Origin of the sequence: Anaerostipes faecis, assembly GCF_910574135.1 — a bacterium.
Classification (GTDB): domain Bacteria; phylum Bacillota; class Clostridia; order Lachnospirales; family Lachnospiraceae; genus Anaerostipes; species Anaerostipes hominis.
In genome coordinates, this window is sequence record NZ_CAJSYK010000001.1 from 202947 (window position 1) to 229454 (window position 26508).

Here is a 26508-nt window from a genome sequence, read left to right on the forward strand (position 1 = left end):
AAACGGTAGAAATGGATCTGGAGGTTCATGTTTCTTTTGAAAATGGCCCGTCTCTGCAGTCCAACTACGAGGAATTGGTCGGAGTGAAACTGGAGTTTCTCCATGGAATCAAAGAATATCCTTGGGGCCAGTGTGTTATGCAATTTTACGATTATGACAAATATATCGTAGAGGTAGCATTGAGTATGTAGAGCGTTGCAAAACGTTTTGAGTTTCTTATGAAATTAAAGAAGCTCAATGCCTTATAATGATTTCTATTTATTGTAAAAATAATTCTAGTACAACTCTTGTTTTTATTTTGGTCCTATGTCAAGATTTAGTACAAGTTAAAATGAGAAATTTATCCTCATCTTAACTCGCCAAAAGCAATCCGTCTTTCTAGTAAAAAACACTACATGCGGTTTAAAAAATGGATTTTACCTGCCAATGGTATTATTTGTGATAATATTTATGTTATTACAGGCATTCATACATGCTTTTGATGTCAACAAGATACACGCGTTATTGGCTTTGGAACTGATTCATTTTGGGATTTCACAGATGATGAGGAAAATGGTGAATATTATTGGTCTGATGCATTACACGTAACCTGACTATATATAGGTTTAAATTAACAAATGACTTAATTATTTTATCTCTATAAAGAATGATTTATTTCTGTAAAAAATAAGGAGTATCCAATTTGAATACTCCTGCTTTCTTTTATGATATCACCCTTGAGATGTGAACTGCCAGATACCCTATTTCTTCTTCCGTTATGGTTTTTTGAATGGTGCTTTCGATATATCGTTGTATCTGTCTTGCACAACTTAATTCTTTTGGCAGTTTTTCTTTGATATGTTCGTAAAACATCACGCCCTGGTCATCCAGCATTTTATCTTCAAATAGTCTTTGAAGGAAAAACTGGATATGAATGACCAGACGTGTATAATTCATAGAATTAACATCTAATTTCTTCTGAAAAGTCATCTGGATAATATTAAAAATGTTTTTCTGCATTTTGATTCCCAGAATTGTATTGCCCATATCTTTCTGTCCCGACTGAGCATTTACAAGATGAAAAGCAATATTCCCTGCTTCCTCCTCCGGAAGTTCAATGGACAGCTCCTTATTTAAAAAGGCTAATACTCTTTCACTGACCTGATATTCCTTTGGATAAAACTGTTTAATTTCCCAAAGCATCCTGTTTTGAAGCACAATATGATTGTTATATCTTTCCAGAGCATAAATCAAATGATCAAACAAGGTAACAAAAAGCTGTTCATTTAATTCTTTTTCCGACCACAGATTTGCAAGACGAACTGCTTCCTGAACTGTTTCTACGTACTCCTTGGGTGCTTCTTCCAAAAGACTCATGTAATTTTTTGTATTTTCTTCTTTTAATACATATACTTTCTCTATGTCCGACTCTACCAATTCCTTGCCCACAGTATTGGTAAAGCGAAGCCCTCTGCCCATGACGATATGCTCTCTTCCCTTTTCATCGGATACCAATATCAAATTGTTATTTAATATCTTTTTCACAATCATGTTCTTCGTTCCTTTTATACGTCTTTTTTCCTATTCTACAGGCTTTTCCCGTTTTCGGCAATCACTTTCTGATACCAGAAAAAACTATCTTTCGGATACCGTTTCATCTCCTTTAAGTCAAATTCCTCTCTGTCCACATAGATAAAACCATATCTTTTCTTATATCCCTGATGAGTACTGACGACATCAATCGCTGCCCACGGACAATATCCAATCATTTCTACTCCGTCTGCAATGGCCAGTTTCATCTGAATTAAATGCTTTTTCAGAAAATCAATTCGATAATCATCATGTATTTTCCCATCTTCCAGAATATCCGGTGCTCCGATTCCATTTTCTGTTACCAGAATAGGAAGATGATAACGCTCATATACCTTTCTTAAGGTGTAACGGAAGCCTACAGGATCGATTACCCATCCATATTTTGTTTTATCCACATAGGGATTTTCTTCCGGTCTGTATACCCCCTGTTCTCCCAGCATAATCTGCTGGTCTCCTGCCCGCGCGGCCACATCAGAACTATCATTTCTGCTTGCTCCAATGGTAGCGGTAGAATAATAATTCATAGCAATAAAATCCGGATCTGCGTCTTTTAGAATTTCCATATCTCCTGGCAAAATCTCAGGAGCGATTCCCCGATCTTTCATATAAGAAAACGCCAGTGGATGATAGGTTCCAAACACAGGGACATCAGCGAAGTTCCAGCACCGAATCGACACCCAGTTATGGGCAGCGATTGCATCTTCCGGTCTGCATGAAGCAGGATACATAGCAGTAAGATTTAAAGCCGGTCCAATTTTTCCATTCCGCACCATTTTATGAAACAGCTTCATAACTCTGGCCTGCGCCAGCATCATATGATGATTTTGCTGGTAAAGCTCCTTTTTGGTAGGAAGAGTGCCTCCTTTTGGCAAGCCGATTGCTCCCGGATGCAAAATCATTGTATTTTGTTCATTAATTGTAAGCCAGTAAGTAACTTCTCTGCCGTAGATTTCAAACAAAACCCTGGCATACTCTACAAAAGCATCTACAGTTTCCCGTTTATTCCATCCACCCTGTTCTTCCAGACAATAGGGCAGATCAAAATGATACATGGTTACAACAGGCTCTATTTTATATTTTCGACATTCGGCAATGATATTTTTATAATAATCCACTCCCGGCTGATTGATTTTCCCTGTACCTTCCGGTAAAATCCGGGTCCAGGCAATGGAGAAACGATATGCCTTAAGCCCCATTTTGGCAAACCACTGAATATCCTCTTTATAGCGGTGATAATGATCACTGGCTATTCGAAAACCCGCTGTATCTTTTGGATGTTCATACATATCAATAATAGAAGGACTTTTTCCATCCTCCAGGACAGCTCCCTCTACCTGATAGGCAGAGGTTGAAGCTCCCCATAAAAAATTTTCAGGAAAATTCGTTTTAGTATTATAAATCATTTTTCTTACACCCTTTATGCTATTACATGAATGAATTCTTCTGTCGGATTAATTTCTCCTTCTCTGATTGGAACAATCTCTTTATAGTTGTCTGTGTTTCCAACCAATACAGGAGTCACTGTCTCATATCCTGCTTTTTTAATCTCTTCTATATTAAATTCCAGCAGTTTTTCTCCCTTTTTGATCCTGTCTCCAGCATCCTTAACTGCAGTAAATGGTTTTCCTTCCAGATTTACAGTATCAATTCCAACATGGATCAAGAGTTCCATTCCATCATCACTTACTAAACAAATAGCATGTTTTGTATCAAAAACAGAAGCAATTTTTCCATCAAAAGGTGCATAAACACATCCTTCCTCCGGTACGATCGCAGCTCCTTTTCCTAAAATGCCATTGGAAAATACTTCATCAGGAACTTCTTCTAATGGAATCACTCTTCCTTTGATTGGCGCGTAGACAATCTCACCTTTTATTTCACTCTTTACAGTAACATCCTGCAATTTTTCTGATTCAGAAGAAATGTTATCCTTCACCGGACTCTCCTCTTCAGGATCATCAAATCCAAGAATCCAGGATGCCGCAAAACCTGCTGCAAAAGAGATAACAATTGTAATCAATGCATGTACCACATTCATTGGATTTTCCCCAATAAATGCCGGAATTGCTGCCAGTCCCGGAGAGACAAAAGAGTATCGAACCAGTCCGGAAAGACCTGCATAGATTCCACCGATTCCACCGCCGATCATAGAAGCAATAAATGGACGTTTTAATTTCAGATTCACTCCATAAAGACAAGGTTCTGTAATACCCATTACACCTGTAAAACCGGAAGAAGATGCCAACTGTTTTAACTGTTTATTTTTTGTTTTTACTGCAACAGCCAGTGCAGCAGCACCCTGTGCAATGTTTGATGCCAGCATACCAGGACCGTTGACTGTCTCAAATCCTACATTTGTAATCTGCACTGTTGCAATTGGTGTCATAGCCCAGGCTGTTCCTGTCAGAACAAGGAATGGTTGGAAAGCACCCATCAGCATTGGAATCAGCCAGCTTGCTTTTCCATTAATAAAATCTGCTCCTGCCTGTACCATATCATTTAACAGATTACCAAATGGCCCAACAATCAATAAACCAATTGGAATTGAGACAAACATAATAATCAACGGTTTTATAAAAAATTTGATTATAGATGGAGAATATTTCTCTGCAAATTTTTCTACATAAGACAGAATCCATACACCTAAAATAATAGGAATCACAGAATAGGAATAATCTACCAGAGTGACCGGAATTCCAAAGAAACTGATTGCTTCCCCTGCTGCCACGAAACCGCTCCAGGTTGGATGAAGCAAGGCACAAGCCATAGTCATAGCGAGAATAGGGCTGCAGTTAAATTTAATTGCAGCTCCATATGCTAAAAGGACCGGCATGAAATAAAATGGAGCATCTGAGATAAAATTAATGATTCCATAAGTAGTGCCAGTTGTATCAACCAGATTCAGCAGTACTAAAATAGAAAGGACTGCTTTCATCATACCTCCTCCGATTAATGCCGGAATGACAGGAGTAAAGGTTGTAGAGATCACACTGATAATTCTGTTAACTATGCTTCCCTTGTCTTCTTTCTTTTCCTCTTTTCCATTAGAAGCTGCCTGATCTCCCATTTCATCTACAATCACGCGAAACGTAGTCTGGACCTCATTTCCGATGACAACCTGAAATTGTCCTCCTTTATCTACGACGTTGATTACTCCAGGTGTATTTTCAATCCTTTTTAAATCTACTTTATTTTTGTCGTAAAATTCAAATCGCAGTCGGGTTGCACAGTGTGTCAGTCTGCTGATATTATCTTTTCCTCCCACTAGCTTAATTAACTCATGGCCTAATGCCTTGTAATCCATAAAAACTCTCCTTTTCTTTTTTCCTCTCTGTATAAACAACCGCGGACTCGTTTATACAAAAAAAGACCAAGCAGCAATAAAGCCTTATCTAAGACTCTATTCCAAACTTGGTCTTGCCTGCATTACCAGTAACAGCCATAGCTATTCTTTTTTCAACAGCGATATAGTAACAAATTTTTTATCCATATGCAAGTATGAATTTATACAAAAATCCCTTAGGTATTTTGGTCACTTTTCACATATTCCTGTCTAACTGATTTTCTTCCCATTATATCAAGCACTAAATCCTTATTTTTAGGCTTTTTCCTACATTGTTGCTTCTTAAAAACTATATAAATTTTTGATTATCTTTTCATAAGTTGGCAAATGTCGGTTTAGCCTGTATTTATGGGCTTTACCGACGTTTTTTGTTTTTGGAGTTTCAACGTAGTAGCCAACCTGCGAATCTTTCAATAGCTGATGGTCTACATTGATTATCCTGATTTCAAAATCCAGATTGTCAGTCAGTCCTCAGCAGTTAATTTCCAAACGTACACGAATTGCGGTTTACCGTTTGCGTCCATGTATTTGTATGCGTATCTTCCGTCTTTTCTCTGACATGATATAAAGCTCCTTTCCATACTGGAATGAGCCGTAATACGATATATGTATATTATACCATATTTTCGGCTTTTTTCATCATATTACGACCAGAGAATCAATGATTTTTTACTCTGGCAAGCTCCACAGGACTTTCACCTTTCCCATTCTGATGGGTGAACCGTGTCATACGGGTGTATCATTATCCAGATATACAGGTCATAGCTGCAACCTTTCCAACAGTTGCCTGCGGAACATTACAGGAATCGCTCACTTTATCTCAAAAGGTCATGGCGTGCAATTTCCGCTGGCTCGCTGCATATCGAACGTATCTATCTGCTTTATTCAGTTGTCAAAGAACTCTTGACTGTGATTGCCAGTCTATGAAAAACCACTATCTGAATAATGGACTTTCATAGATTGACAAGTGGAGCAAAAAAAGGGGGCTCCGCCCATCAGAATGGTTAAATTACAATAATCTCAAAGTTTGCAATCATATCCATGACCGCCGCCTGTATTCTGCCTTTCAATTCAGAACCCACCACCATGAAGACGTTTTCATATTCGTCATACAACTGGTGTAAGCTCAACTTTGATATGTACCCATCATAGAATTTTAAGATTTTCTGTATGGCAGCTTCATCACCATCGGTAGCCGCCACAATCACAGCAAAGGGTATGTGTCTCTGGTTGTTATCCGCGGTTATTCCTCCATCATTTTTCTTAATTCTTCCAGAATACTTGTCCTGTGACGGCAAACAGTGGTGCGTAACACGTTTATAAGCTCTCCGATTTCTGCGTCAGACATATCCATAAAGTATGACAACAAAATGATATTGCGTTTTTTCTCTGGTAAACATTTGAGTGCTTTGCTTAACTGGTCGTCAGATACTTGGACTTCCATGCCAAGAAGATTGAACGCTGTATAATCGCTGGAATATCTGTCATAAATGCCAGCCTTATTCAATTCCAAATCCGAAATTTCAGAGAATGGAACTTCATGTTGCAAGCGTCTTGAAATATCACGTTTATACTTCAACGCTGCTCCTTTCATGACTTTTTTCGTAAGGCAATCAAACTGGTCCTATGTCAAGATTTAGTACAAGTTAAGATGAGGATAAATTTCTCATTTTAACTGAGAGTGTGAAACTTTTTCTGTAAAATAGAACTCATAAGGTTCTTCTATGATAAAATAAAAATCATAGGAGGGCCTTTTATTATGGCAAGAGAAAAGAAACCCGTACACAGAGTACAAATGACGGAAGGGAAACGCAGCATAATCCATCAGCTCCTGGAGGAATACGATATCCAAACTGCTGAAGACATTCAAGATGCCCTAAAAGCTCTCCTTGGCGGAACCATCAAGGGCAAGATCGGAAATCTACTTTTGAACCACAAGTGGTGAAAAACGGCAGAAAGACATTTCTGATATTGACCAAAAGATCATTTCCATGTATGCAAAAGGAATGACGACCCGGCAGATATCAGAAACCATGGAGGAGATCTACGGCTTTGAAACCTCGAAAGGATTTATCTCTGATGTCACAGACAAGATCCTGCCCCAGATCGAAGACTGGCAAAACCGGCCGCTGGATGAGGTCTATCCAATCCTATATATTGATGCCATCCACTATTCTGTCCGTGACAATGGAATGATCCGTAAACTTGCCGCCTATGTCATTCTTGGGATTAATGCGGAAGGGAAGAAAGAGGTACTTACAATCCATGTTGGAGAGAATGAAAGTTCAAAATATTGGCTGTCTGTATTGAATGAGCTGAAAAACCGTGGTGTAAAAGACATCCTGATCATCTGTGCGGATGGTCTTACCGGAATAAAGGAGGCCATTGCTGCAGCATTCCCGAAAACGGAATATCAAAGATGCATCGTCCATCAGGTGAGAAATACCTTAAAATATGTTCCAGATAAGGACAGGAAGGCGTTTGCTGCAGATTTAAAGACGATCTATCAGGCATCGGATGAAAAGAAGGCCCTTGCAGCCCTTGAACGTGTGACAGAGAAATGGACACCCAAATATCCGAATTCGATGAAACGCTGGAAGGACAACTGGGATGCTGTTTCTCCCATCTTCAAGTTTTCAGCAACCGTCAGGAAGGTGATATACACAACCAATGCCATAGAATCACTGAATTCCACCTATCGGAAGCTGAACCGCCAGAGAAGCGTATTCCCAAGTGATACGGCGCTGTTGAAAGCACTGTATTTAGCGACATTTGAGGCTACAAAGAAATGGACTGTAACGATGCGGAACTGGGCACAGGTGTATGGGGAGTTACGGATCATGTACGAGGGACGACTTCCAGATTAATTCAAAGACGGCCTAAAAACGGGCGGATTTACCGCCTGCTGTTGACATGTTTTTTGTAACTGTTATATATAAAGCAGGGGCGAAAAGCCTGTTGTTCAAGACTTTCGCCCTTCATTATCATCGAAGAATCTTATTTACAGACTTTTTTATAGTCTCTTTTAACTTGTACTAAATCTTGACATAGGACCAACACTTGTTTTTATTTATCATGTAAGACGGATGGCACTAGAAGGGCAAATTACAGATTTCAATACAACACTTGTTTTTATTTATCCAATGACAAGCTCTTACACGAACCTTGGAAAAGCAAATTTCAATACAACACTTGTTTTTATTTATCAAGCGCTGGCGCAGCCTGCATAATTCCTTGTCCGATATTTCAATACAACACTTGTTTTTATTTATCTGGTTGGCTGCAATATTCCACCGTTATATTCCGCATTTCAATACAACACTTGTTTTTATTTATCTATGAAGTCGATTATGATGATTATGATTATTGTCATTTCAATACAACACTTGTTTTTATTTATCTTGGATGTTGCAGATACTTTTCAGAAAAATCACCGATTTCAATACAACACTTGTTTTTATTTATCGCTTTTTATTTTTTTTCACTGCCTTACACTTTAGGATTTCAATACAACACTTGTTTTTATTTATCGGGCAAGAACCTATATTCCAGAGTCCTATATACCAATTTCAATACAACACTTGTTTTTATTTATCTGATTTCTCCTTTATAAATTACCAATCTATTTCTAATTTCAATACAACACTTGTTTTTATTTATCAAAATTACAAACGGAGAGGAAACACCGTATTGTGGATTTCAATACAACACTTGTTTTTATTTATCGTCCAGCCTGTCCTGTCTATTTGTAGCAGCTATAAATTTCAATACAACACTTGTTTTTATTTATCCCGGGTGTCCAGATTAAGCGCGGGGATGGCGCTAATTTCAATACAACACTTGTTTTTATTTATCGAGGAGTGCAAAAATAAACTTTCTCTTTTAAAAACATTTCAATACAACACTTGTTTTTATTTATCATGTAGATACGGGATGGGACTGGCTTCCTTGGAACTGGATTTCAATACAACACTTGTTTTTATTTATCTGTAGTAGTCCACAAGCCACTGGACGTTGTCCCTGATTTCAATACAACACTTGTTTTTATTTATCCCTGCCCACTGCGGATGTTTCACAGTTCTCAACATAATTTCAATACAACACTTGTTTTTATTTATCGAGACAAGATTCATAAAACATGCGTCTACCTTCCATTTCAATACAACACTTGTTTTTATTTATCCCGTTACACCGGCTTGTCAGACGGTCATATGCCGATTTCAATACAACACTTGTTTTTATTTATCCAACGTATTTCCGCCATTCCTTATTTCCATTATAGTCATTTTTCCTGATAAATTCAACGTTTCTCTGAATTTTTCCCAACCGTTTCTGTTTTTCCGGCATTTTCTTTCAAACCGGCTACCAACCGCCATTTTAAGCGGTCTCCCGGCATTTCGTATCTTTTTCAGGTTGGGAAAACCAATAAAAGCCGCCCATCCGGCAGCCTTTATTCTCCACTATCTAAATTGATTTGTCTCAGGATGATATTCATAACCGATACCCGAAAGTTTTGCACTGATCTCCCCTGAGTCCACACACAGACTCTTGCACAGTTCCTCGAAACTGTCATAATAGTCCCTGAGCTGTGTGTTGATGTAGCTTAACAGTATCACCGGATCATTCGGCAGCATTTCTTTTCCTCCTTACTTATGTCACAACCAAAAAAAAGCAGTGTTCTTTTCCAAATTCGTAATAAATCTTTTGTTTTTCAATATGATGAATCACATAAATCAGCCCAAAGCCATGTTCCGTCAACCAGCGTTCCATGGCTCTCCATATTTCTTTATCTTCCTGCGCTTCGGCAATCAACGTCTCTGTCCCCTGCTCCCGGTCACAATAATACAGCTTCATAAGCAGGCACCTCCTTTAACTCCTTTTTAAGAAGAATGCATAGGATACCAATATACTGACGGCAAATACGAATAAATCCATGATCAGCATATCTTTCTTTAACACGGCGGTATATGCGTCAAACAATCCTCTGATAGCCACACAGCCCAAACCGGTCCCCACGGCCAGGCGGAGCCAGTAATATCTGATATGCCTGTACATAAACCGAAACATCAGAAGGCCATAGATCAGATTCGGATAAATTAAAAGCTTATAGTGCTCCTCCACTTTTTCGCTGACCGGAAACAACCACCAGAGAAATTCCGGTCTTCCAATCCAGTCATAGATAAAATGCCAGAGGCTGCCCACCACAGCCGTAAACAGAATGCCTCCAAGGATAAACTTTTTGGTTCTAGTCATAACCATCCCTCCTTTGGGATAGTATATGCAAACTTTTGGTTCTCATCCTGCAACGGCCCGTCCAGCAAAAACCACAAGGACAGAAAACAGCACACTCAGTACGACATATAAAATACCTTCACTCACTCTTCCCTCTGAGACAAGGGTCCCTGTCTCAAGAGCAAACGTAGAAAATGTAGTGAATCCTCCGCAGAGTCCAGTCTTTAAAAACAGGATCAGATTGGGATTTTGGGCCGGTATCTTTCCCGTCCACCCGGCGATCATGCCAATCACAAATGCTCCCAGTACATTAATCCCCAAAGTGACCACAGGAATCCTTATCTGCGCCGATACCGGGATCAACCCAAGAAGATAGCGGAAGACTGCGCCGAGAAATCCTCCCAGACCTACAAATACACACTGAATCATGTATTATTCTCCTTTGAATTCTTCTGTTGTCATAATCTCTCCGGTATCCGTATTCATCACATACCCGAATATCTTAATGTCGTCCGGAATCAGCGGATGCGTGCGCAGAAGTTCCACAGTCTCATTGACAGAGTCGGAAACACAGTCAAATCCTGCAAGCCAGGAATCAAAATCAATGCCGCAGTGTCTGATGAAATTAATCTTGTCTTCTTCTATCCCCCGGTCGATCATGTGCTGGATCATGCCATCGCTGTTCATATGCCCAACACCGCAGTCTGTATGGCCGATGACCATGACCTCCTCGATCCCCAATTCATAGACTGCAATTAAAAGACTTCTCACCACACTTCCAAACAAATGATTGGTGACTCCTCCGGCATTTTTAATGATCTTTACATCCCCGTTTTTTAAACCAAGGGCTGCCGGAAGCAGTTCCGTAAGCCTGGTATCCATACAGGTTAAGATCGCAATCTTTTTGTCCGGATATTTGCTTGTCTTGTACTGTTCATACATCTTATTTTTCACAAATACCTTGTTATATTCCAAAATATCTTCAATCATTTTTTCGTCCTCTCTTGTCTTTTATCAAATCCGCCGTGCTTCCCTTACAGGCTCTCAAATAATCTGCAGGATTAAGCTCCACCTGTGTTCCCCGCTTTCCGCCGCTGACGATAAGTGTCTCCAGATTCTTCACGCTCTCATCCACCACAGTGCGGTAGGCCTTTTTCATCCCTATGGCGGTGCAGCCGCCTCTTATGTAGCCTGTGACTTTGTTTATATCCTTTACGTGAATCATTTCCACTGATTTTTCGCCCACGGCTTTAGCTGCCTTTTTTAAGTCCAGCTCCTCGGCAATGGGAATGACAAACACAAAATATTGCCTGCTCTTTCCCTCCGTGACCAGCGTCTTAAACACCTTATCATAGGGCTGTCCAAGCATATCCGCAATGGCCACCCCGTCAGTAAATTCTTCACATTCGTAGCGATGGATCTCAAACCTGATTTTTTCTTTCTCCAAAATCCTCATCGCATTGGTCTTCGGCTCTTTTTTTGCCATGTTCCTTCCTCCCAACATTCATAGAATGTATGTTGCTGTCTATTATATCACATTTTTTCAGCAGGACAATAGGGGCCGAAAGGCGGCATACAGCTCCTGAGCAAAAAAACGTCCCGCAAAAATCTGCGGGACGTTTTCAACTCCGGTTATAATGAGTACTATACTAAAGAAAAATTTAAGCTTCTACAAATACATCTTTTCCAAGGCCGCAGATCGGGCAGACCCAATCTTCCGGAAGATCCTCAAAAGCAGTTCCCGGTTCGATTCCCTGACTCGGATCACCTTCTGCCGGATCGTATTCATAGCCGCATGGTTCGCAAAGATATTTTTTCATTGTTGTTACCTCCATCTATTAACTTATTTATATTGTGATGTAGGGGTCAAAAGGTATTTTGACCCCCAGATACCTACGGATTGTTCCGCATTTTGTGCTCCCACAATCCTAAAAACATTCGAAATCCGCCCTAATTGGGCTACTTTCTGATGTTTTATGGATCCCAAAGTCATGCTTTTTCATGCAAACATGAAACGCATGCCCTTTTGACCCTGGTATCATATTATCTTTCATCTGTGACGTAAGTATACCATGCTGCCCATGATTTTTACTGTTGCATTTGCAACATTTATATGCCATATTTAAAAAAAAGGAGGTTTTTTTATGCAGTACAATGAAAATCCGCTGTTCACAGATATCACATCGAGGGACTGCCTGGAAATGCTGAACTGTTTTCACTCAGAGGAAAAACTGTTTTCTTCCGGTGAAATGATCCATCATTTTTCTTCTCAAAAACCTGTCATGGGCATTCTTCTCTCCGGCACTGCTTCCGTCCTGCGCTATGAATTCAACGGAAGCCGGACCATTTTAGAGAAGCTGGAGACAAACAGTGTATTTGGTGAAATTCTGGCTTTTCATTCTGAAGAGTATGAAGATATTCACCTGAAGTGTGATACCGAATGCAGGGTACTCATGATCGATTATGAGTCTCTCATGAAGCCCTGCACTAATGCCTGTGCCTGCCATATCCGGCTGATCCAGAATGTCACCTGGCTGATATCTCAAAAAACTATGAGTCTCAGCCAGAGAGTCGAGGTTTTGAGCAAGCGCACCATCCGTGAAAAGCTATATTGTTATTTCATGCAGGAATCCCTGCGGCAGAAATCCAGTTCTTTTCATATCCCGTTTACCATGTCAGATTTGGCGGATTATCTGTCCGTAGACCGGAGTGCAATGATGCGGGAGCTGAAAAAAATGAAAGAAGACGGCATCCTTTCCTCTGAAAAAAGAATGGTCCGCCTTCTCCCGGAGCATACTGCGGGTGTTTAATCTTCCAGCGCAGTTTCATATACTTTTTTTGTCTTTTCGTCGAAACAGATGAATTCAATGCAGTCAAAATCATCTTTGTTTCCGCAGAATTCTTTTATGGTCCTCACCGCAATCGGCGCAGCCTTTGAGAGCGGAAACCGGAACAGGCCCGTGCTGATGGACGGAAAGGTCACATGCCTGCATCCATGCTCTGAGGCCAGCTTAAGACAGCTCTCATAACAGCCTGCCAAAAGCTCTTCCTCGCAGTCGTCTCCGCCTCTCCACACCGGTCCCGGCGTATGGATTACGTACCTGGCCGGGAGGCTGTAAGCCTTTGTGATCTTGGCGTCTCCGGTATCACATCCGCCCAAAGTGCGGCACTCCGCCAAAAGTCCGGGTCCGGCCGCCGCATGGATGGCACCGTCCACACCTCCTCCGCCCAAAAGCGTCGGATTGGCGGCATTGACTATGGCATCTGCCGGAACCTTCGTGATATCACCTAGGGTTATCTTTATCTCCATTTTTCATATCCTTTCTAGCGCGCAGATAAACCGTAAAGCATAGCTACATAGCAGGCAAAATCTCCAATCCGTTTTCTCTGGTCACCGAGCTGCTTTCTCCATGAAACATCCAGCCCTCTCTGCTCCATCATGCCGCTCAGAAGATTCAATGTGTGTATGACATTATCATGCTTTCTCGTCCTTCCGTCATTGTCCCGCTGACCTTTCCTGATCTGCTTCCAATTTGCCCGGAGGTCCGCATAGACAGTCATTGCACTCAGAGCCAATTCCCAAAATTCTTCAAACTCTTCGTCATCCTCCGGCGAATTCTGAAGGATTGCCTCATAAATCTCCATAGCTTCCTCAAAAGGGAGCGAATTCGGCTGTGTCAGATAATTCTCATATTTTAAATCTTTGTTCATAAAAAGGCTCCTTTCCTCTGCATAACTGCTGATCTGTTCTGCACTTTCCCGGCTGTCTTCCATTGCTTTATATCTCTAGTTTAACTTGCTTTCAGGTCTTTGTAAATCTAAAATCCTTATCTCACCGCGTCTTTGATCTGTTCAAGAATCCCTTCCTGTCTTTCGTCAAAAAGGAGGCCTTTATTATATTTATAATAAGGATCACAGCCGTTTTCTTTAATAAATCGGACACTGTAATAATTCACATTCAGCTCCGTGACAAAGACCACCATTTCCTGTCCGTCCCCGAAGGCTGCCTCCATGAAATCAAAGGCATAAAGAAGGGCATCCGATATCTTCTCCACCAGCTGCTCCCTGCTTTCTGTCTCTGCCTTAAACCAGCTTCGAACCGCTTTCGGCTCATCCTGCGGTTTCTCTTTCTTCAAATTTTCAAGGTAAGTTTCCAGTCTCCCGATGACCTTCTTCCATATATGTTCTTCCTCCTTCGCAATCTGCTCGGCTTTCTTTCTCTTCTGAAATTCTGACTCAGCTTTTTTATGTGTTTCCTGCATAGACTCATGCTCCATGTAGTCTTTCAGCCATGAAAAAAGCTCGCTTACATAGGCATCTGTTTTCGCATATTCCATGAAAAACTCATTTAATTTTCCGTTCAGCAGATGGACAATGCTGAGCCGCTCGTCAAACGGAGCAAATTTCAGTTTCTCCAGCATGTCTTCCGTGAAAGAACCCTCGAGGATCTCGTCAATTTTATAGTCCTTTCTGTATTTTCTGTAAAGTTCCAAATAATTTGCAAACTCTTTGGCAATCCCTAAATGCCGGATATACTGATAAATCACATCCCGATCAACAGTTTTTCCAAGTCCTTCGTACGCCTTCATAAAGTCGGACAAATCCTCCCATCCCCTGGCAGTCACAAAGGCTTTTCCGTCTACTGTTGTCTCCATCCTGTAAAAATGATTTTTCCGGATCTCAAGGTAAGCCATGACAGCAGGATGGATTCCTGCTCTGTATGCATATTCCTTCCAGACATCATAGTCTGCTTCCACATCGATCAGTTTGATCCTGTCCAATGTCACCACATCAAACTCCCTGACAGACTTATTGTATTCCGGTGGATTCCCAGCCGCCACGATGACCCATCCCTCCGGTACCTTCTGATTTCCAAAGGTCTTGCACTGCAAAAACTGCAGCATGGTGGGCGCCAGCGTCTCAGAGACGCAGTTGATCTCATCAATGAATAAGATGCCCTCCTCAAGACCGGTCTGTTCTATTTTTTCATATACCGAAGCTATGATCTCGCTCATAGTATACTCTGTCACGGAATATGTGACATCTCCATAGGTTTTTTCTTTAATGAACGGAAGCCCAACGGCACTCTGTCTTGTGTGATGGGTGATCGTATAAGCTACCAGCCCAATGCCGCATTCCTTTGCAATCTGTTCCATAATCTGTGTCTTTCCGATCCCGGGAGGCCCCATCAAAAGAATCGGCCTCTGTCTCAACGCCGGTATCCGGTATTCCCCGTACTCATTTTTATTTAAATACGCTTCCACAGAATCTTTAATTTCCTGTTTCGCACGTTTAATGTCCATAATCTTCTCCTTCAAACTCTTCTTCGCAAACAATCAGTTTCATCGCCCACGGCGGTACGTGGGCATCCTCGTATTCTTCTTCCATGAAAATAAAAGCAGTCTCAAACGGCGGCTTTTTCTTCGGATAAATCCCCTGCCCGTCTGTAAAATACAAAACTCCCTTGAGACTGTAAAATTCTCCTTCTTCCATGAGCTTTACTATATACTCAAATGCCGGGCGGAAGTCTGTACCGCCTTCCCCTTTGAGCTCCAAATGTTCCATATATTCTTTCAGCTCTTTTTTATCACGGATCTTTTTATCTTTCTGGATTTTTTCATCACATTGTATGATATGGATATTAACCTTTTTAAGAAATGTTTCTTCTTCCTTTAAAATGCCATAGGTCTCTTCCAAAAACTTCTTTACCAGTTCACCGGAACAGGACATGGAGGTATCAATGACGATCGCAAATTCTTCTACTTTTTTTACTTCTTTCCACTCCTGTGGCTCCACTAACGGCATGTTTCCGTACATACGAAGCCCGTAGGTGTAGAACACATAGTCAAAAGAATCCTCGTCCACACCGATTTCCTCTCTCAGCACCGCAAATTTTTTCAGAAATTCCCGGTAATCATACCTCTCCCTGTTTTCGATCTGCATCTGCCGGACCATATCTCCCGCGTCCGCAGACATCTCCTGGGAAAATGTCTCCATATCCAGTTCCATCTTTTCACTGATGTCCTGCCACTGGTTCCGGATCTCCTGCTGCATCTTTGGCTGGTCTTTCGCCGGCCAGAAGCTGTGGCTGTCCATGACAAACTCTTCCCCGATGCGCTTTATTTCCTGTTCTGTAAGCTCCCATTCCTTGATCCTTTTGTAGATGCCTTCCGCCGTCAGCACCTTCAGTTCTTTCCTGAGACGTTTATAAATATCTTTTCGGAACACAGTGCCATATAAAGAAACCGACGCGGTCTTCCACTGGTCGATCACGGATTCGACAGCAATATCACAGCTGATGTCCCACAATTCTTTTTCCCTGTTTTTCTGTCCGGTCAGATGATGAAAAAGGCAGTGCAGTACCAAATGGAGATACATCCGGTTCACCATTCTTCTGTCCTGTGCATACAACTTTGCCAGATACCCCTGATGAAAGTATATAACCCTGCCGTCAGAGGCGATTCTCTCTGCGTCTGCATGGCATATATAAAAAAAGCTGCTCAATGCCAGATCCATGAACCTCATGTGCAGATAAAGTTCATCTCTTGAAGCCATGAGGATCTGCTTTCCGGCTTCGGCAAGCCTCTCTGCTTTTTCTGTTTCTTTCTGCATATTTCTCCTAACTATAACTCAAAAATTTTCTTTTTCGGAGGAAACAGGCGCTGCTTTTCATTCATCAGAAAACTCATGATCTCTCCGTCTTTCTGTGAGGATGCCTGCTCTATAGCCGCTTCCATCGCCTTCTCATTCCAGAGACCCTCCTTAGATAAGAACCGCAGTGCTTCCATATCACGTTGTTTGACAAATCCTTTTGCAATATTCTTTGCACGGTCTTTTACATATGTTGTATACTCTTTTTTTGCTTTTTCACTCAGTTCATATGGATATCTGAGCCGTCGGACGGCAATTTCCGATACCAGCTCCGGCCGTTCTTCTATCACTGCAACGGAAAACAGCTGGTCATAGGCCTGATAGTCCACTTCCCTTTTCTGAAAGCACTGACGATACTTATAGCCCGACCCATTAAAATATTTCTCAATGATCCTTGCCGGAGTATTTTCTACCGCCTCTTCATAAAATTCGGGAAAGACCAGCTTTGCTGTCTTTACGGGCCCAGCTTCTGTACAGTAATGCAGGTCGGCATACAGCTCATATCGTATTTCTCCGACGATATCTTTAAGACACGTGCTTTTCCCTTTATTGCAGAAAATCTCCACATGACGGAGCCTGCATCCGTTAAACACTCCGGTTCCGGTGACTTTCAGTGCATCTGAAAAAGTCAGTTTTTTAAGATTGCTGCATCCGTAGAAAGCATATTTACCCAGTTCCTCTATTTCATTAGGTAAATATACCATTTCAATCATGTTCCCGCAGAGCAGTTCACTTTTATCGTCAAAAAATTTGTTATCTGTTACGTCATATATTTCTACATCTTCCTCTTCCTGTTTCTTCCACTGGGAAAATGCATAGTCTCCTAGTATTTTAAAAGGCTGTCCGCCCACAGTGTCCGGAAATGATACAATGCCGTCATTTCCATAACAGCGGATCAGTTTAAGACCTCTCTTTTCTTTCCGGTAATAAAGGGTAAGTCCCATTGCGTCCATCCTTTCCGCAAATTTGTCTGATAATTACAGTCCTATTATACTACATAAGAAAAAAAAGAAAACAGCCTTATTTTGGGGTGATCTGATATGTTATTTACTGAAGTACGGCCTGTCCAGCAATTTCAGTTTTTGACTGAAACAATTTCCCAATTAAAAAGCATTATAAAGATGTACAAAATAAAAATCCGGACATGCCGGATTAAGTAGCTATGGGATATTCATTTCTTACGATATTTTTTCTCTATCACTGTCACATAGACAGCCATAGTCACAATAGCCTCTGCCATGACTCCTAAAATTGAAAACAGAATAAATGGAGAATTTTGCTTTTTTAAAAGGGGCAGCCCCAAAACAATTAGAATTAAACCGAAGACACACCATAATTTACCCATCGCGCAGTTATATGATTTTACATTATTTACAGGAAAAACTTCTGCATTCGCCCAAAAGCCAAACGCAACTTCCTTCTTTGCGTTGAAAGCATAAATGCCAAGAATAATAAATGAAAGACCTACAAATAACCATATTAAAAATGATATCATTGTTGCGCACTTCCCTCCTGTAAACTGTAATTACACTTTGTTCAAGGGCAGTAAGACAAATTCCCTTAACCATAATAGCAGTTATAATGTAAAAGTAAAAAACGAGAGGCTTCAATATTCAACTCTTGTTATTGTTTATCGCTGTAAGCCTCTTTACAAAAATGAAAGTATTAATATTTCAATACAACTCTTGTTATTGTTTATCTGCCGGAAAATGCAACGGCAGCACAACTGGAAACACATTTCAATACAACTCTTGTTATTGTTTATCTCGAGTGCTAAGAGTAACAACTATTTTAAATGAAATTTCAATACAACTCTTGTTATTGTTTATCTAAGTTTACCAGCTCAGTTCTCCGTTCTCCAAAATCATTTCAATACAACTCTTGTTATTGTTTATCACTGTATGTGTTGTGCAGTTGCGTAATATAGAAGATTTCAATACAACTCTTGTTATTGTTTATCGGTATGTGGAATTATGAATTTTATGACAAAAGGAGAATTTCAATACAACTCTTGTTATTGTTTATCAAATCAGACTAGAATTTCTACTATGGATACTAACCATTTCAATACAACTCTTGTTATTGTTTATCGAAGATAACACAAGGCTTAATAGTTTGGTTTCGCAATTTCAATACAACTCTTGTTATTGTTTATCTCCGAAGTCGTCGAGGATTCCAAGATCTTTTTGTAATTTCAATACAACTCTTGTTATTGTTTATCCAGAAAATATTATTTCATATCCCGATTGTGAGAGTAATTTCAATACAACTCTTGTTATTGTTTATCACAGATCGGAGGATTTTGGAATGGAAATTTATTAATTTCAATACAACTCTTGTTATTGTTTATCTTTTCCTATGCGGATTTTAATTCTCGCTTTTCTTTTATTTCAATACAACTCTTGTTATTGTTTATCAGCGGCTTTTGCAAACTTTTTTGCGAACGTCTTTAAATTTCAATACAACTCTTGTTATTGTTTATCGGTAAGAGTTGTGCTCATGTTGTAGGCTTCTTTTTCATTTCAATACAACTCTTGTTATTGTTTATCACCAATCCTTGGCCGTTTCCAATGCGCCGGTAACCTTATTTCAATACAACTCTTGTTATTGTTTATCCAACGTATTTCCGCCATTCTTTATTTTCATTATAGTCATTTTCCCTGATAAAATCAACGTTTCCCTTATTTTTTCCCAACCGGCAGCAGTTTTTCAGTTTTGTCTTAAAAATGATCTCTAACCCGCAGTTTTATGCGGTTTCTACGTACTCATAGAATTTACCGGTTGGGAAATTGAACAATTCTTTTAGAAAAATTTATGAAACTTCCCTATTGTACTAGAAAGATCATTGCCGCTGAAACTGCCAATGTCAGCAGTCCTGCGCAGACTGCCAGCAGTAATTTCTGATACGGCCGTTTTCCGGACTCCCGGTATTTCTCTATTTCATCGAGTTTTTTTCCTTCCGTAAAAGCCATGATCTCTTTATACGTCTGAATATCATGTGTCTTCTTCTGTTTCTCAACGCGGCTTGCATAATAAATTGCACAGCCGAAAATTACTAACCAGATCACGATTCCGACCACGTCTCCATAGAAAGAAAGCGGTACTGCCAGCACTGCTGTTGCTACGAGAAGCAAACCGAAGATGAAACTGTCACGATTCCATTTTTTAATATCCTCTGCTTTAATCTGTTCTCTCATCTCTTCCAAATCTCCTTTCACTAAGGTATCAAGAGAAATATGAAAAAGAGTGCTCAGCAGAAGCAGACTTTTTACGTCGGGATAGTTCTTACCGTTTTCCCAATTTGAAATTGTCTGCCGTGTGACGTATACCTTCTCTGCCAATTCATCCTGTGAGAGATTTGAATCAAGCCTGTATTTCTTTATTTGTTTGCTGAACTCCATTTTCTTATTCCTCCTGCTTGTGTTTTATGTTGTATCGACATTATATCGATTGAGATTCAGATTTTCTATCAAAAGTGTTTGACATCCTCGTTTTTTCAGCATGTAAAATAGATTTGACATGTCCTTTTCGGGCCAAAAATGGCCCTGCAGCCTTCATCCATTCATCAGGCAGACAGACAGCATAAATCCATTGACCGATTTTGAGAAGACCCCTTTTAATAATTCGGCTCATCAATTTTTATAATCCGGATTTCTTTATCCCCGGCTATTTTTTGAACCAACGATTCCACTCCCAAGATTTCCGTATTCGTATGACTTCCCACAAACAGGTTCATTCCCACATGCTGTGCGTATTGCTGTGAATAGAGCACGTACTCCCCTGTGACATATGTATCACATCCGGCCTCTGCAGCTATTCTCATTTCTGTTGTCATGTTGCCTCCGCCTGCGGCCACTGCCACTTTTCTTACCGGGTTTGCATTATTCTGGTAACAGCGCACTTGTTCCTTAAGAATATCGGTCAGCATTTCACTGAACACATTGAAATCAACGGGCTCGACCTCACCTGTCACCCCGCCGTAATAGATATCTGCATATGGCATCACTTTTTCAAGGCCTCTCATCCCAAGTGCTTTTGCCAGTGACGCACTGGTTCCAAACTCCGCATCATCTAACGGCGCATGAAAATAAGCATGGGTAATTCCGTTTTTTTCTAAGATTTGATTGCAGCTTTCTTTCAGTCCAAAAATAAATTCCCATGAATCATGATGGGTCACGAGAAACTCTATCTGTTTCTGACAGGCTTTTTCTATGAGTGCCTCTGTCAGATTTACTGCATACCCGATAGTTTTAATTTCTCTCTCGAATTCATTAAAAAACCCCCATTCCTGCGGAAGCATCTGCAGTTTTTTTTCGTCAAACATACCCATGAGATCTGCTTTAAGTTCACTGTACTTCATCATATACTACTTTCCCTCCCATCAAAGTTTTAGATATCATTCTATCACCTCACTGTAAGAATTGCAACAATGGCTCTGGGCTCAAAAAAATCCCTGAACGCTGAGTCTGATCTAAACAGCCTCTGCACACAAGGATTTTTCATGGGAATTATTTATTTGCTTTGTATTCTTCTACTTTTTTTGTATCAGTATTTTTCTTATAGATTTTTCCGTTGTCTTTGTCGACGTAGAAATCACCGTATTTTTTACCGGAGTCTTTGGATGTGTCATAAATTTCAAAGTGGTAACCTTTTGCCCCATCTCTGTACTCTATGACATTTTTGTCTTTATTTCTTACTTCATACTGACCGTCTCCATCAGAACTAAGTTTATTGATCAGATAGTCATGGGCATCATCATAATCATCAAATCCATTGGCTACATCGTCCGCCAGGTCTTTTGCTCCGTCTGCCACATCATCAGCCGCATCTTCCACGTCGTCACCCAAATCATTGTTTGTTGCTGTAGTGGATGAACCGCCTTCTGTGGTTTTTTCTGTTGTTGTAGCATCATTTTTGTTTGAGCATCCTGTAAACATCGCAGCGACACTTAATGTGAGGACTGCAACCATTGTAAGCATCCAACATTTCTTTTTCATTATGAACTCTCCTTTTCCTTTGGAATAATTATTTGATACCACTATTGTTTCCAATGAAAAGGAAAATATACCTTAATAAATTTTGTGACAGTTTTTTATCAATATTGGAGGAACGCATTTCAAAGCGTGACGAAAATATTGGTAAAAAACTCTTAATCAAAAATTTTATTTGGATTTAAAATATTTTTCGGGTCCAGGGAAAGCTTCACCTGCTTCATCATCTGAAGGTTTAAAGGATCTGCTGCTTTTTTTAAATATTTTTTCTTGCTCAGCCCGATCCCGTGTTCTCCTGACGTCAGGCCGCCAAGCTCACTGCTTTTATCGTAGGCCGAAGCCAGTACTTCTTTCCGGTCTTTTTCCCACTGCTCCTGTGTCCTGCCGCCCCGGACAACACAAAGGTGTACATTCCCGTCTCCCGCATGTCCGAAACTTACCATTTGAACTCCGGTTTTCTGTTCTAAATCATTGATATATTCTATGAATTCAGCTGATTTATTGATGGGAACCACAATGTCCACCGGCTCCTGTTCCGATTTTGCCTCCACGGCTTTTACAAGGGCTCCCCGTATTTTCCACACCGTATCAATCGTCTCTCCGTCTTGCAGCACGAGCGCGTCCTTAGCTCTGCTTTCTTTGGCGATTATTTTCAGTTTTTCGACCCGTTTATAAATTTCCTCCAAGTCGTCTCCGTCAAAGGTCAGAAGAATATATGCCGCTGCATCTTGATAAGGAAAAGCAAGACCAACGTATTCTTCTCCCAATGCAACTACTTTCTTCTCCACAAATTCAATGGCTGTCGGGTCCAGATTGCCCCGGATCACGTTTAAGACCGCCCGGATACCCGTATGGAGATCATTAAAAGGCAGAAGAACACTCAATGACTCCTGAGGTTTTGCTGTAAGCTTCACAATGGCCTTTGTGATTACTCCGAGGGTTCCCTCTGAGCCGATCATCAGATGTTTCAGGGAAAGACCAGAACTGTCTTTTACGACTTTACCGCCAAGCTCTGCCACACTGCCGTCGGCCAACACTACTTCCAATCCACGGATATAATCTCTGGTGACACCGTATTTTACGGCGCGCATTCCTCCTGCATTGGTGCTGATATTTCCGCCGATGGTCGCTGTCTTCTCGCCCGGGTCCGGAGGGTAAAACAAGCCTTCCTGCTCCACCAGCTCCTGAAAATCTTTCAGCACTACACCGGGTTCCACCGTTGCCGTAAAAGTATCCTTATCAATCTCCAGCACCCGATTCATGCGGGACAGATCCAAAACGATCCCTCCGTCCGCCGGTACCGTAGAACCTACAAGATTGGTCCCTGCTCCTCTCGGTGTAACCGGAATCTTATGATCATATGCGTATTTCATAATATCGCTGACCTCTCTTACAGACTCAGGAAATACCAGCGCTTTTGCCCGGCCCTTGAGCCTTCCCAGAGTGTCCGATAAATATTTTTCTTCTATATCAGAGTCAAAGATCACCCGCCTGCTGTCGGGGATCAAACTTTCAAGTCCGTTCAAAGTCATCACCTACCGTTTCGTAAATTTTAATGCTACCTTATCTCCGAGCCACTGCCCGAGCTGGACAATGAAGATCAATACGATTACTGTAAAGGTCAGGACACCGGTCTCATACCGGTTGTATCCGTACCGGATCGCCAAGTCTCCGATCCCGCCTCCTCCGACGCTTCCTGCCATGGCAGAGTAACCGATGATGCTTACAAATGTCACCGTAAGTCCACGGATCAGACTCGGAAGAGCTTCCACAAACAGAACCTTGCGGATGATCAGGGAAACACTTGCCCCCGTAGCCACCGCTGCCTCCACGACTCCTTTGTCCACTTCACTGAAAGATCCTTCCACCAATCTCGCATAAAATGCTACAGATGCGATTGAAAGAGGAACCGCCGCCGCTGCCGCACCAATGCTGGTACCTACTAAGATTCTTGTCAGCGGCAGGAGTACTACGAGCAGAATAATAAACGGCATGGAACGGATAATATTTATAATTGTACCTGCCACCGCATTGACTGCCCGGTTCTTGAAAAACAGGGGATTAGCCGTCAAATGCAGCACCAGCCCGATCAGCATTCCGAATACAACGGCTGCTGCCATGGCGATCAGTACCATCTGTATGGTCTCTACTGTTGCATTTCCAAATTCTAATTTTATAATCTCCATCGTTTCCTTCATCTTACCGTCCTCCCTCTAATTTTTCTACGCGGTACACATTTTCTTTCATATAACGAAGAGCTTTTTCCCGTTCTTCTTTTCTGCCTCTCAAGATCACAATCAGCACACCCAATGGTTTCTTATGAATATAGTCGATCTTTCCGTTGATGATATCGATCACCACGTCAAATTGCTTGGAAACCTGGCTGATCACAGAGGCATAAGCCTTTTCTCCGGTATAACAGAGTTTCACGAGTTCCTCTTCCTCCGACAGCTTCACCTCATCAGGAACGCCCACATTGAGCACCCGCTCCACAAGACTTTTGGTAATCTCTTCTCTCGGCTCTGCAAATGCAGAATAAATATCCCGTACTTCCTTGATTTCTCCGTTCTCCATGAATGCAATCCTGTCAAATAATTTTTTTGCAACTTCCATCTCATGTGTGATGAAAACTATGGTGATATGATATTTTTCATTGATCTCTTTTAACAGAGCCACGATTTCTTCTGTATTCTCCAAATCCAGTGCAGATGTCGCCTCATCACAGAGCAGGATCTTCGGATCGTTTGCCAGCGCTCTCGCGATCGCCACTCTCTGTTTCTGCCCGCCGCTTAAGTTGGCCGGATAGGAATCCGCTTTTTCAGGCAGATGTACCATTTCAAGGAGTTCTTTTACTCTTCCCTGTATTTTCTCTTTCGGATAATGGTTTGCATGGAGAGCAAACGCCACGTTTTCTGCGATCGTGGAACCGCTGATCAAATTAAAGTGCTGGAAGATCATTCCGATGTCCAGACGGACCTTACACAGCTCTTTTCTTTTCAGGGAAGTGATTTCATTCCCTTCGATCAGTACCTGTCCGGAGGTAGGCGGCTGAAGCAGATTGATCACCCTGACAAGCGTGCTCTTGCCGGCTCCGCTGGGCCCTACAATACCAAAGATTTCTCCTTCCTCAATGGTCAGATTCACATTTTTAACCGCCTGAAAATCCTTTTTATTCTGCTGAAATGTCACTCCAATATTCTTTAATTCAATCACAGTTTCTCACCTTTCTCTTTTAAGTTTATTTTTCTTTGTATTTTTCTGTCCACCAGTCTGGTTTCTGGAAGGACTTAAAGCTGCTCTTTTTGTCTGACACTGCTTTATAAAAATCTTCTGACTCCACAGCCTCTTTGAGGTCTCTTCCCAGCTGCCCTTTCACATCGTCAGCTTTTACGGCAATGACATTTTTATATTCTTCCGCCAAAGTCTCGACTGCCAATGCCTTGGAAAAATCCAGTTTTGCCGCATATGCATAATTTCCGGGAACTACACCCGCCGCAAGACTGTCCAGGCTCCTTGATATCTGAGCGGCATCCAAAGTTATAAGCTTTAGTTTTTTAGGATTTTGGGCGATATCCTTTTCCGAAGCCTTTGTCTGATCGATGTTTTTCTTTAAAGTAATGATCTTTTCTTTGTCAAGAATGCCAAGAGCCCTTGCCAGGTTAGAAGGATCGTTCGGTATCCCGATCTTGTCACCCTTTTTCAGTTCTTTCAAAGATTTGATGCTGTCAGAAAAAATTCCTGCTCCTGCAGTCGGCACCGCAATGACTTTGCTGATTCTCAGATCATTATCTGCCGCAAACTTTTCTAAATATGCCGTGTGCTGCATTAAATTTGCATCGATCTCACCGTTTGCCAGGGCCTGATCCGGCAGTACATAATCACTGAACTCTCTCACCGATACTTTGTAGCCCTTTTTCTCCAAAGAAGGCGCGATCGCTTTTTTAACCATGTCCCCGTATGGTCCGGCACATACACCGATGGTGATATCTTTTGCAGCGCTGGCATTTCTTCTCCCGCAGCCGGTCAAAGCACCCAGTGCCAATACTCCAATCATAACGATTCCTGTCAGCTTTTTCAACGATTTTTTCATAATACGTTCCTCCATTTTTATACAAATCCTATTTTTTCAGTATGGAATTCATAATTTCATGCTTCTGCTCCGTCTGCGGCCGTTCAGACATGGAGCGTTTTCATGCTTTAGGGAACCAGCATCATATTTTCAGAAGCACCAAAAAAGGAGGCCATGCATGGGCCTCCTTATCAATCAACCGTTCTGTTCTTTTCTCGGCATCTAAGATATCTCCATACAAATATGATGTTCCGGTATTTGATTGTACGCAAAAGAACTGCACATGCTCTGCATCTGCATTTCCATACCCATCATATCCATCATGAAATTCTTGTATGCCTCGATAAAATTCATTGCGGTATCTCCTTCTTGCTGATTTCCTATCTTACCTATAGGTTATTTGGAATCTTACACGTTTTTTTTTCATTTGTCAATAGAATTTTTATGATCTCCTCACTTTTTTCCAAAAGACCCGATCTCGATGAGATTCTCGTCCGGGTCTGCAACATAGCTTGTCCTCTGTCCCCACGGTTCCGTTATCGGTGCGAGAACCGGCTTTGCTCCTGCTTCCAGCACTCTCTGATACTCCCGGTCCACGTCTTCATAGGAAGGCAGATCAAAGGCAAGCTCCACCGTCCCATTTATTTTTT

30 protein-coding genes, 1 pseudogene and 2 CRISPR repeat arrays are annotated in these 26508 nt (G+C 41.3%); of the genes and pseudogenes, 3 read left to right on the forward strand and 28 right to left on the reverse strand.

Going from position 1 to position 26508, the window contains the following annotated elements; genetic code table 11:
* Positions 1-11: 11 nt before the first annotated feature.
* Entirely contained in the window at positions 12-191 is a 180-nt protein-coding gene (locus tag QGT46_RS01005; RefSeq protein WP_270431975.1) for a hypothetical protein, read from the forward strand.
* A 511-nt stretch (positions 192-702) separates the two neighbouring features.
* Here QGT46_RS01005 and QGT46_RS01010 read toward each other — a convergent pair.
* The 6 genes from QGT46_RS01010 to QGT46_RS01040 form a co-directional block, all read right to left on the reverse strand.
* Positions 703-1530, reverse strand: coding sequence for a PRD domain-containing protein (locus QGT46_RS01010; RefSeq protein WP_148460262.1), 828 nt, complete (start codon positions 1528-1530; stop codon positions 703-705).
* 35 nt (positions 1531-1565) lie between these two features.
* On the reverse strand, positions 1566-2975 hold the full coding sequence (locus tag QGT46_RS01015; RefSeq protein WP_148460263.1) for a glycoside hydrolase family 1 protein: 1410 nt from the start codon (positions 2973-2975) through the stop codon (positions 1566-1568).
* A 14-nt stretch (positions 2976-2989) separates the two neighbouring features.
* On the reverse strand, positions 2990-4876 hold the full coding sequence (locus QGT46_RS01020; RefSeq protein ID WP_148460264.1) for a beta-glucoside-specific PTS transporter subunit IIABC: 1887 nt from the start codon (positions 4874-4876) through the stop codon (positions 2990-2992).
* A gap of 503 nt (positions 4877-5379) precedes the next feature.
* A complete protein-coding gene (locus tag QGT46_RS01030; RefSeq protein ID WP_095142954.1) occupies positions 5380-5496 on the reverse strand; it encodes an integrase DNA-binding domain-containing protein in 117 nt (38 codons plus the stop codon).
* Between the two features lie 423 nt (positions 5497-5919).
* Complete coding sequence (locus QGT46_RS01035) at positions 5920-6162, reverse strand: helix-turn-helix domain-containing protein (RefSeq protein WP_148460267.1); 243 nt, start codon at positions 6160-6162, stop codon at positions 5920-5922.
* Entirely contained in the window at positions 6159-6509 is a 351-nt protein-coding gene (locus tag QGT46_RS01040) for a sigma-70 family RNA polymerase sigma factor (RefSeq protein WP_148460265.1), read from the reverse strand. Before QGT46_RS01040 ends, QGT46_RS01035 begins: the two co-directional genes overlap by 4 nt.
* A gap of 165 nt (positions 6510-6674) precedes the next feature.
* Here QGT46_RS01040 and QGT46_RS01045 point away from each other — a divergent pair.
* Positions 6675-7782 (forward strand): annotated as a pseudogene (locus tag QGT46_RS01045) (IS256 family transposase).
* A 244-nt stretch (positions 7783-8026) separates the two neighbouring features.
* Positions 8027-9162: a CRISPR direct-repeat array (repeat unit 30 nt; unit sequence ATTTCAATACAACACTTGTTTTTATTTATC).
* 213 nt (positions 9163-9375) lie between these two features.
* Here QGT46_RS01045 and QGT46_RS01050 read toward each other — a convergent pair.
* The 7 genes from QGT46_RS01050 to rd form a co-directional block, all read right to left on the reverse strand.
* The gene (locus QGT46_RS01050; RefSeq protein WP_081723878.1) at positions 9376-9549 is read right to left on the reverse strand and encodes a DUF4250 domain-containing protein; all 174 of its coding nucleotides are present in this window, start codon (positions 9547-9549) and stop codon (positions 9376-9378) included.
* Positions 9550-9565: 16 nt separating this feature from the next.
* A complete protein-coding gene (locus QGT46_RS01055; protein ID WP_024728347.1) occupies positions 9566-9769 on the reverse strand; it encodes a hypothetical protein in 204 nt (67 codons plus the stop codon).
* Between the two features lie 15 nt (positions 9770-9784).
* A complete protein-coding gene (locus tag QGT46_RS01060) occupies positions 9785-10168 on the reverse strand; it encodes a DUF6512 family protein (RefSeq protein WP_301589166.1) in 384 nt (127 codons plus the stop codon).
* Between the two features lie 42 nt (positions 10169-10210).
* Complete coding sequence (crcB, locus tag QGT46_RS01065; protein WP_024728349.1) at positions 10211-10576, reverse strand: fluoride efflux transporter CrcB; 366 nt, start codon at positions 10574-10576, stop codon at positions 10211-10213.
* A 3-nt stretch (positions 10577-10579) separates the two neighbouring features.
* Positions 10580-11137, reverse strand: a complete 558-nt coding sequence (locus QGT46_RS01070; RefSeq protein WP_024728350.1) for a beta-class carbonic anhydrase — start codon at positions 11135-11137, stop codon at positions 10580-10582.
* The gene (ybaK, locus tag QGT46_RS01075; RefSeq protein WP_024728351.1) at positions 11130-11633 is read right to left on the reverse strand and encodes a Cys-tRNA(Pro) deacylase; all 504 of its coding nucleotides are present in this window, start codon (positions 11631-11633) and stop codon (positions 11130-11132) included. The genes QGT46_RS01070 and ybaK overlap by 8 nt, the downstream gene beginning before the upstream one ends.
* Before the next feature lie 175 nt (positions 11634-11808).
* Complete coding sequence (rd, locus tag QGT46_RS01080) at positions 11809-11967, reverse strand: rubredoxin (protein ID WP_009289014.1); 159 nt, start codon at positions 11965-11967, stop codon at positions 11809-11811.
* A 324-nt stretch (positions 11968-12291) separates the two neighbouring features.
* Here rd and QGT46_RS01085 point away from each other — a divergent pair, with 324 nt between their 5' ends.
* Positions 12292-12957 (forward strand): Crp/Fnr family transcriptional regulator, encoded by a 666-nt coding sequence (locus QGT46_RS01085; protein WP_148460126.1) that lies wholly within the window; start codon positions 12292-12294, stop codon positions 12955-12957.
* Here QGT46_RS01085 and QGT46_RS01090 read toward each other — a convergent pair.
* From QGT46_RS01090 to QGT46_RS01160, 15 genes are all read right to left on the reverse strand, one after another.
* Positions 12954-13457 (reverse strand): O-acetyl-ADP-ribose deacetylase, encoded by a 504-nt coding sequence (locus QGT46_RS01090; RefSeq protein ID WP_148460125.1) that lies wholly within the window; start codon positions 13455-13457, stop codon positions 12954-12956. The genes QGT46_RS01085 and QGT46_RS01090 overlap by 4 nt on opposite strands.
* Before the next feature lie 14 nt (positions 13458-13471).
* On the reverse strand, positions 13472-13858 hold the full coding sequence (locus QGT46_RS01095) for a hypothetical protein (protein ID WP_024728354.1): 387 nt from the start codon (positions 13856-13858) through the stop codon (positions 13472-13474).
* 116 nt (positions 13859-13974) lie between these two features.
* Complete coding sequence (locus QGT46_RS01100; protein ID WP_024728355.1) at positions 13975-15450, reverse strand: ATP-binding protein; 1476 nt, start codon at positions 15448-15450, stop codon at positions 13975-13977.
* A complete protein-coding gene (locus QGT46_RS01105; RefSeq protein WP_148460124.1) occupies positions 15440-16759 on the reverse strand; it encodes a VWA-like domain-containing protein in 1320 nt (439 codons plus the stop codon). Before QGT46_RS01105 ends, QGT46_RS01100 begins: the two co-directional genes overlap by 11 nt.
* Before the next feature lie 11 nt (positions 16760-16770).
* Positions 16771-17742, reverse strand: coding sequence for a leucine-rich repeat domain-containing protein (locus QGT46_RS01110; protein WP_024728357.1), 972 nt, complete (start codon positions 17740-17742; stop codon positions 16771-16773).
* Between the two features lie 227 nt (positions 17743-17969).
* Entirely contained in the window at positions 17970-18293 is a 324-nt protein-coding gene (locus QGT46_RS01115) for a hypothetical protein (protein WP_148460123.1), read from the reverse strand.
* A 110-nt stretch (positions 18294-18403) separates the two neighbouring features.
* Positions 18404-19414: direct repeats of the CRISPR family, unit length 30 nt; unit sequence ATTTCAATACAACTCTTGTTATTGTTTATC.
* 209 nt (positions 19415-19623) lie between these two features.
* Positions 19624-20199 (reverse strand): helix-turn-helix domain-containing protein, encoded by a 576-nt coding sequence (locus QGT46_RS01120; protein ID WP_024728359.1) that lies wholly within the window; start codon positions 20197-20199, stop codon positions 19624-19626.
* 215 nt (positions 20200-20414) lie between these two features.
* Complete coding sequence (locus tag QGT46_RS01125; protein WP_235824622.1) at positions 20415-21161, reverse strand: Nif3-like dinuclear metal center hexameric protein; 747 nt, start codon at positions 21159-21161, stop codon at positions 20415-20417.
* Between the two features lie 145 nt (positions 21162-21306).
* Positions 21307-21795: a hypothetical protein gene (locus tag QGT46_RS01130; RefSeq protein WP_024728361.1), complete on the reverse strand. Its 489-nt coding sequence runs from the start codon at positions 21793-21795 to the stop codon at positions 21307-21309.
* Positions 21796-21947: 152 nt separating this feature from the next.
* Positions 21948-23321 (reverse strand): FAD-binding oxidoreductase, encoded by a 1374-nt coding sequence (locus QGT46_RS01135; RefSeq protein WP_148460128.1) that lies wholly within the window; start codon positions 23319-23321, stop codon positions 21948-21950.
* A gap of 3 nt (positions 23322-23324) precedes the next feature.
* Entirely contained in the window at positions 23325-23987 is a 663-nt protein-coding gene (locus QGT46_RS01140) for a methionine ABC transporter permease (RefSeq protein ID WP_024728363.1), read from the reverse strand.
* Between the two features lies 1 nt (position 23988).
* Positions 23989-25002, reverse strand: coding sequence for a methionine ABC transporter ATP-binding protein (locus QGT46_RS01145; RefSeq protein WP_148460122.1), 1014 nt, complete (start codon positions 25000-25002; stop codon positions 23989-23991).
* A gap of 25 nt (positions 25003-25027) precedes the next feature.
* Positions 25028-25879: a MetQ/NlpA family ABC transporter substrate-binding protein gene (locus QGT46_RS01150; protein WP_301589176.1), complete on the reverse strand. Its 852-nt coding sequence runs from the start codon at positions 25877-25879 to the stop codon at positions 25028-25030.
* 201 nt (positions 25880-26080) lie between these two features.
* Positions 26081-26212: a hypothetical protein gene (locus QGT46_RS01155; RefSeq protein WP_301589178.1), complete on the reverse strand. Its 132-nt coding sequence runs from the start codon at positions 26210-26212 to the stop codon at positions 26081-26083.
* A 99-nt stretch (positions 26213-26311) separates the two neighbouring features.
* Positions 26312-26491 (reverse strand): VOC family protein, encoded by a 180-nt coding sequence (locus QGT46_RS01160; protein WP_301589180.1) that lies wholly within the window; start codon positions 26489-26491, stop codon positions 26312-26314.
* Positions 26492-26508 lie beyond the last annotated feature (17 nt).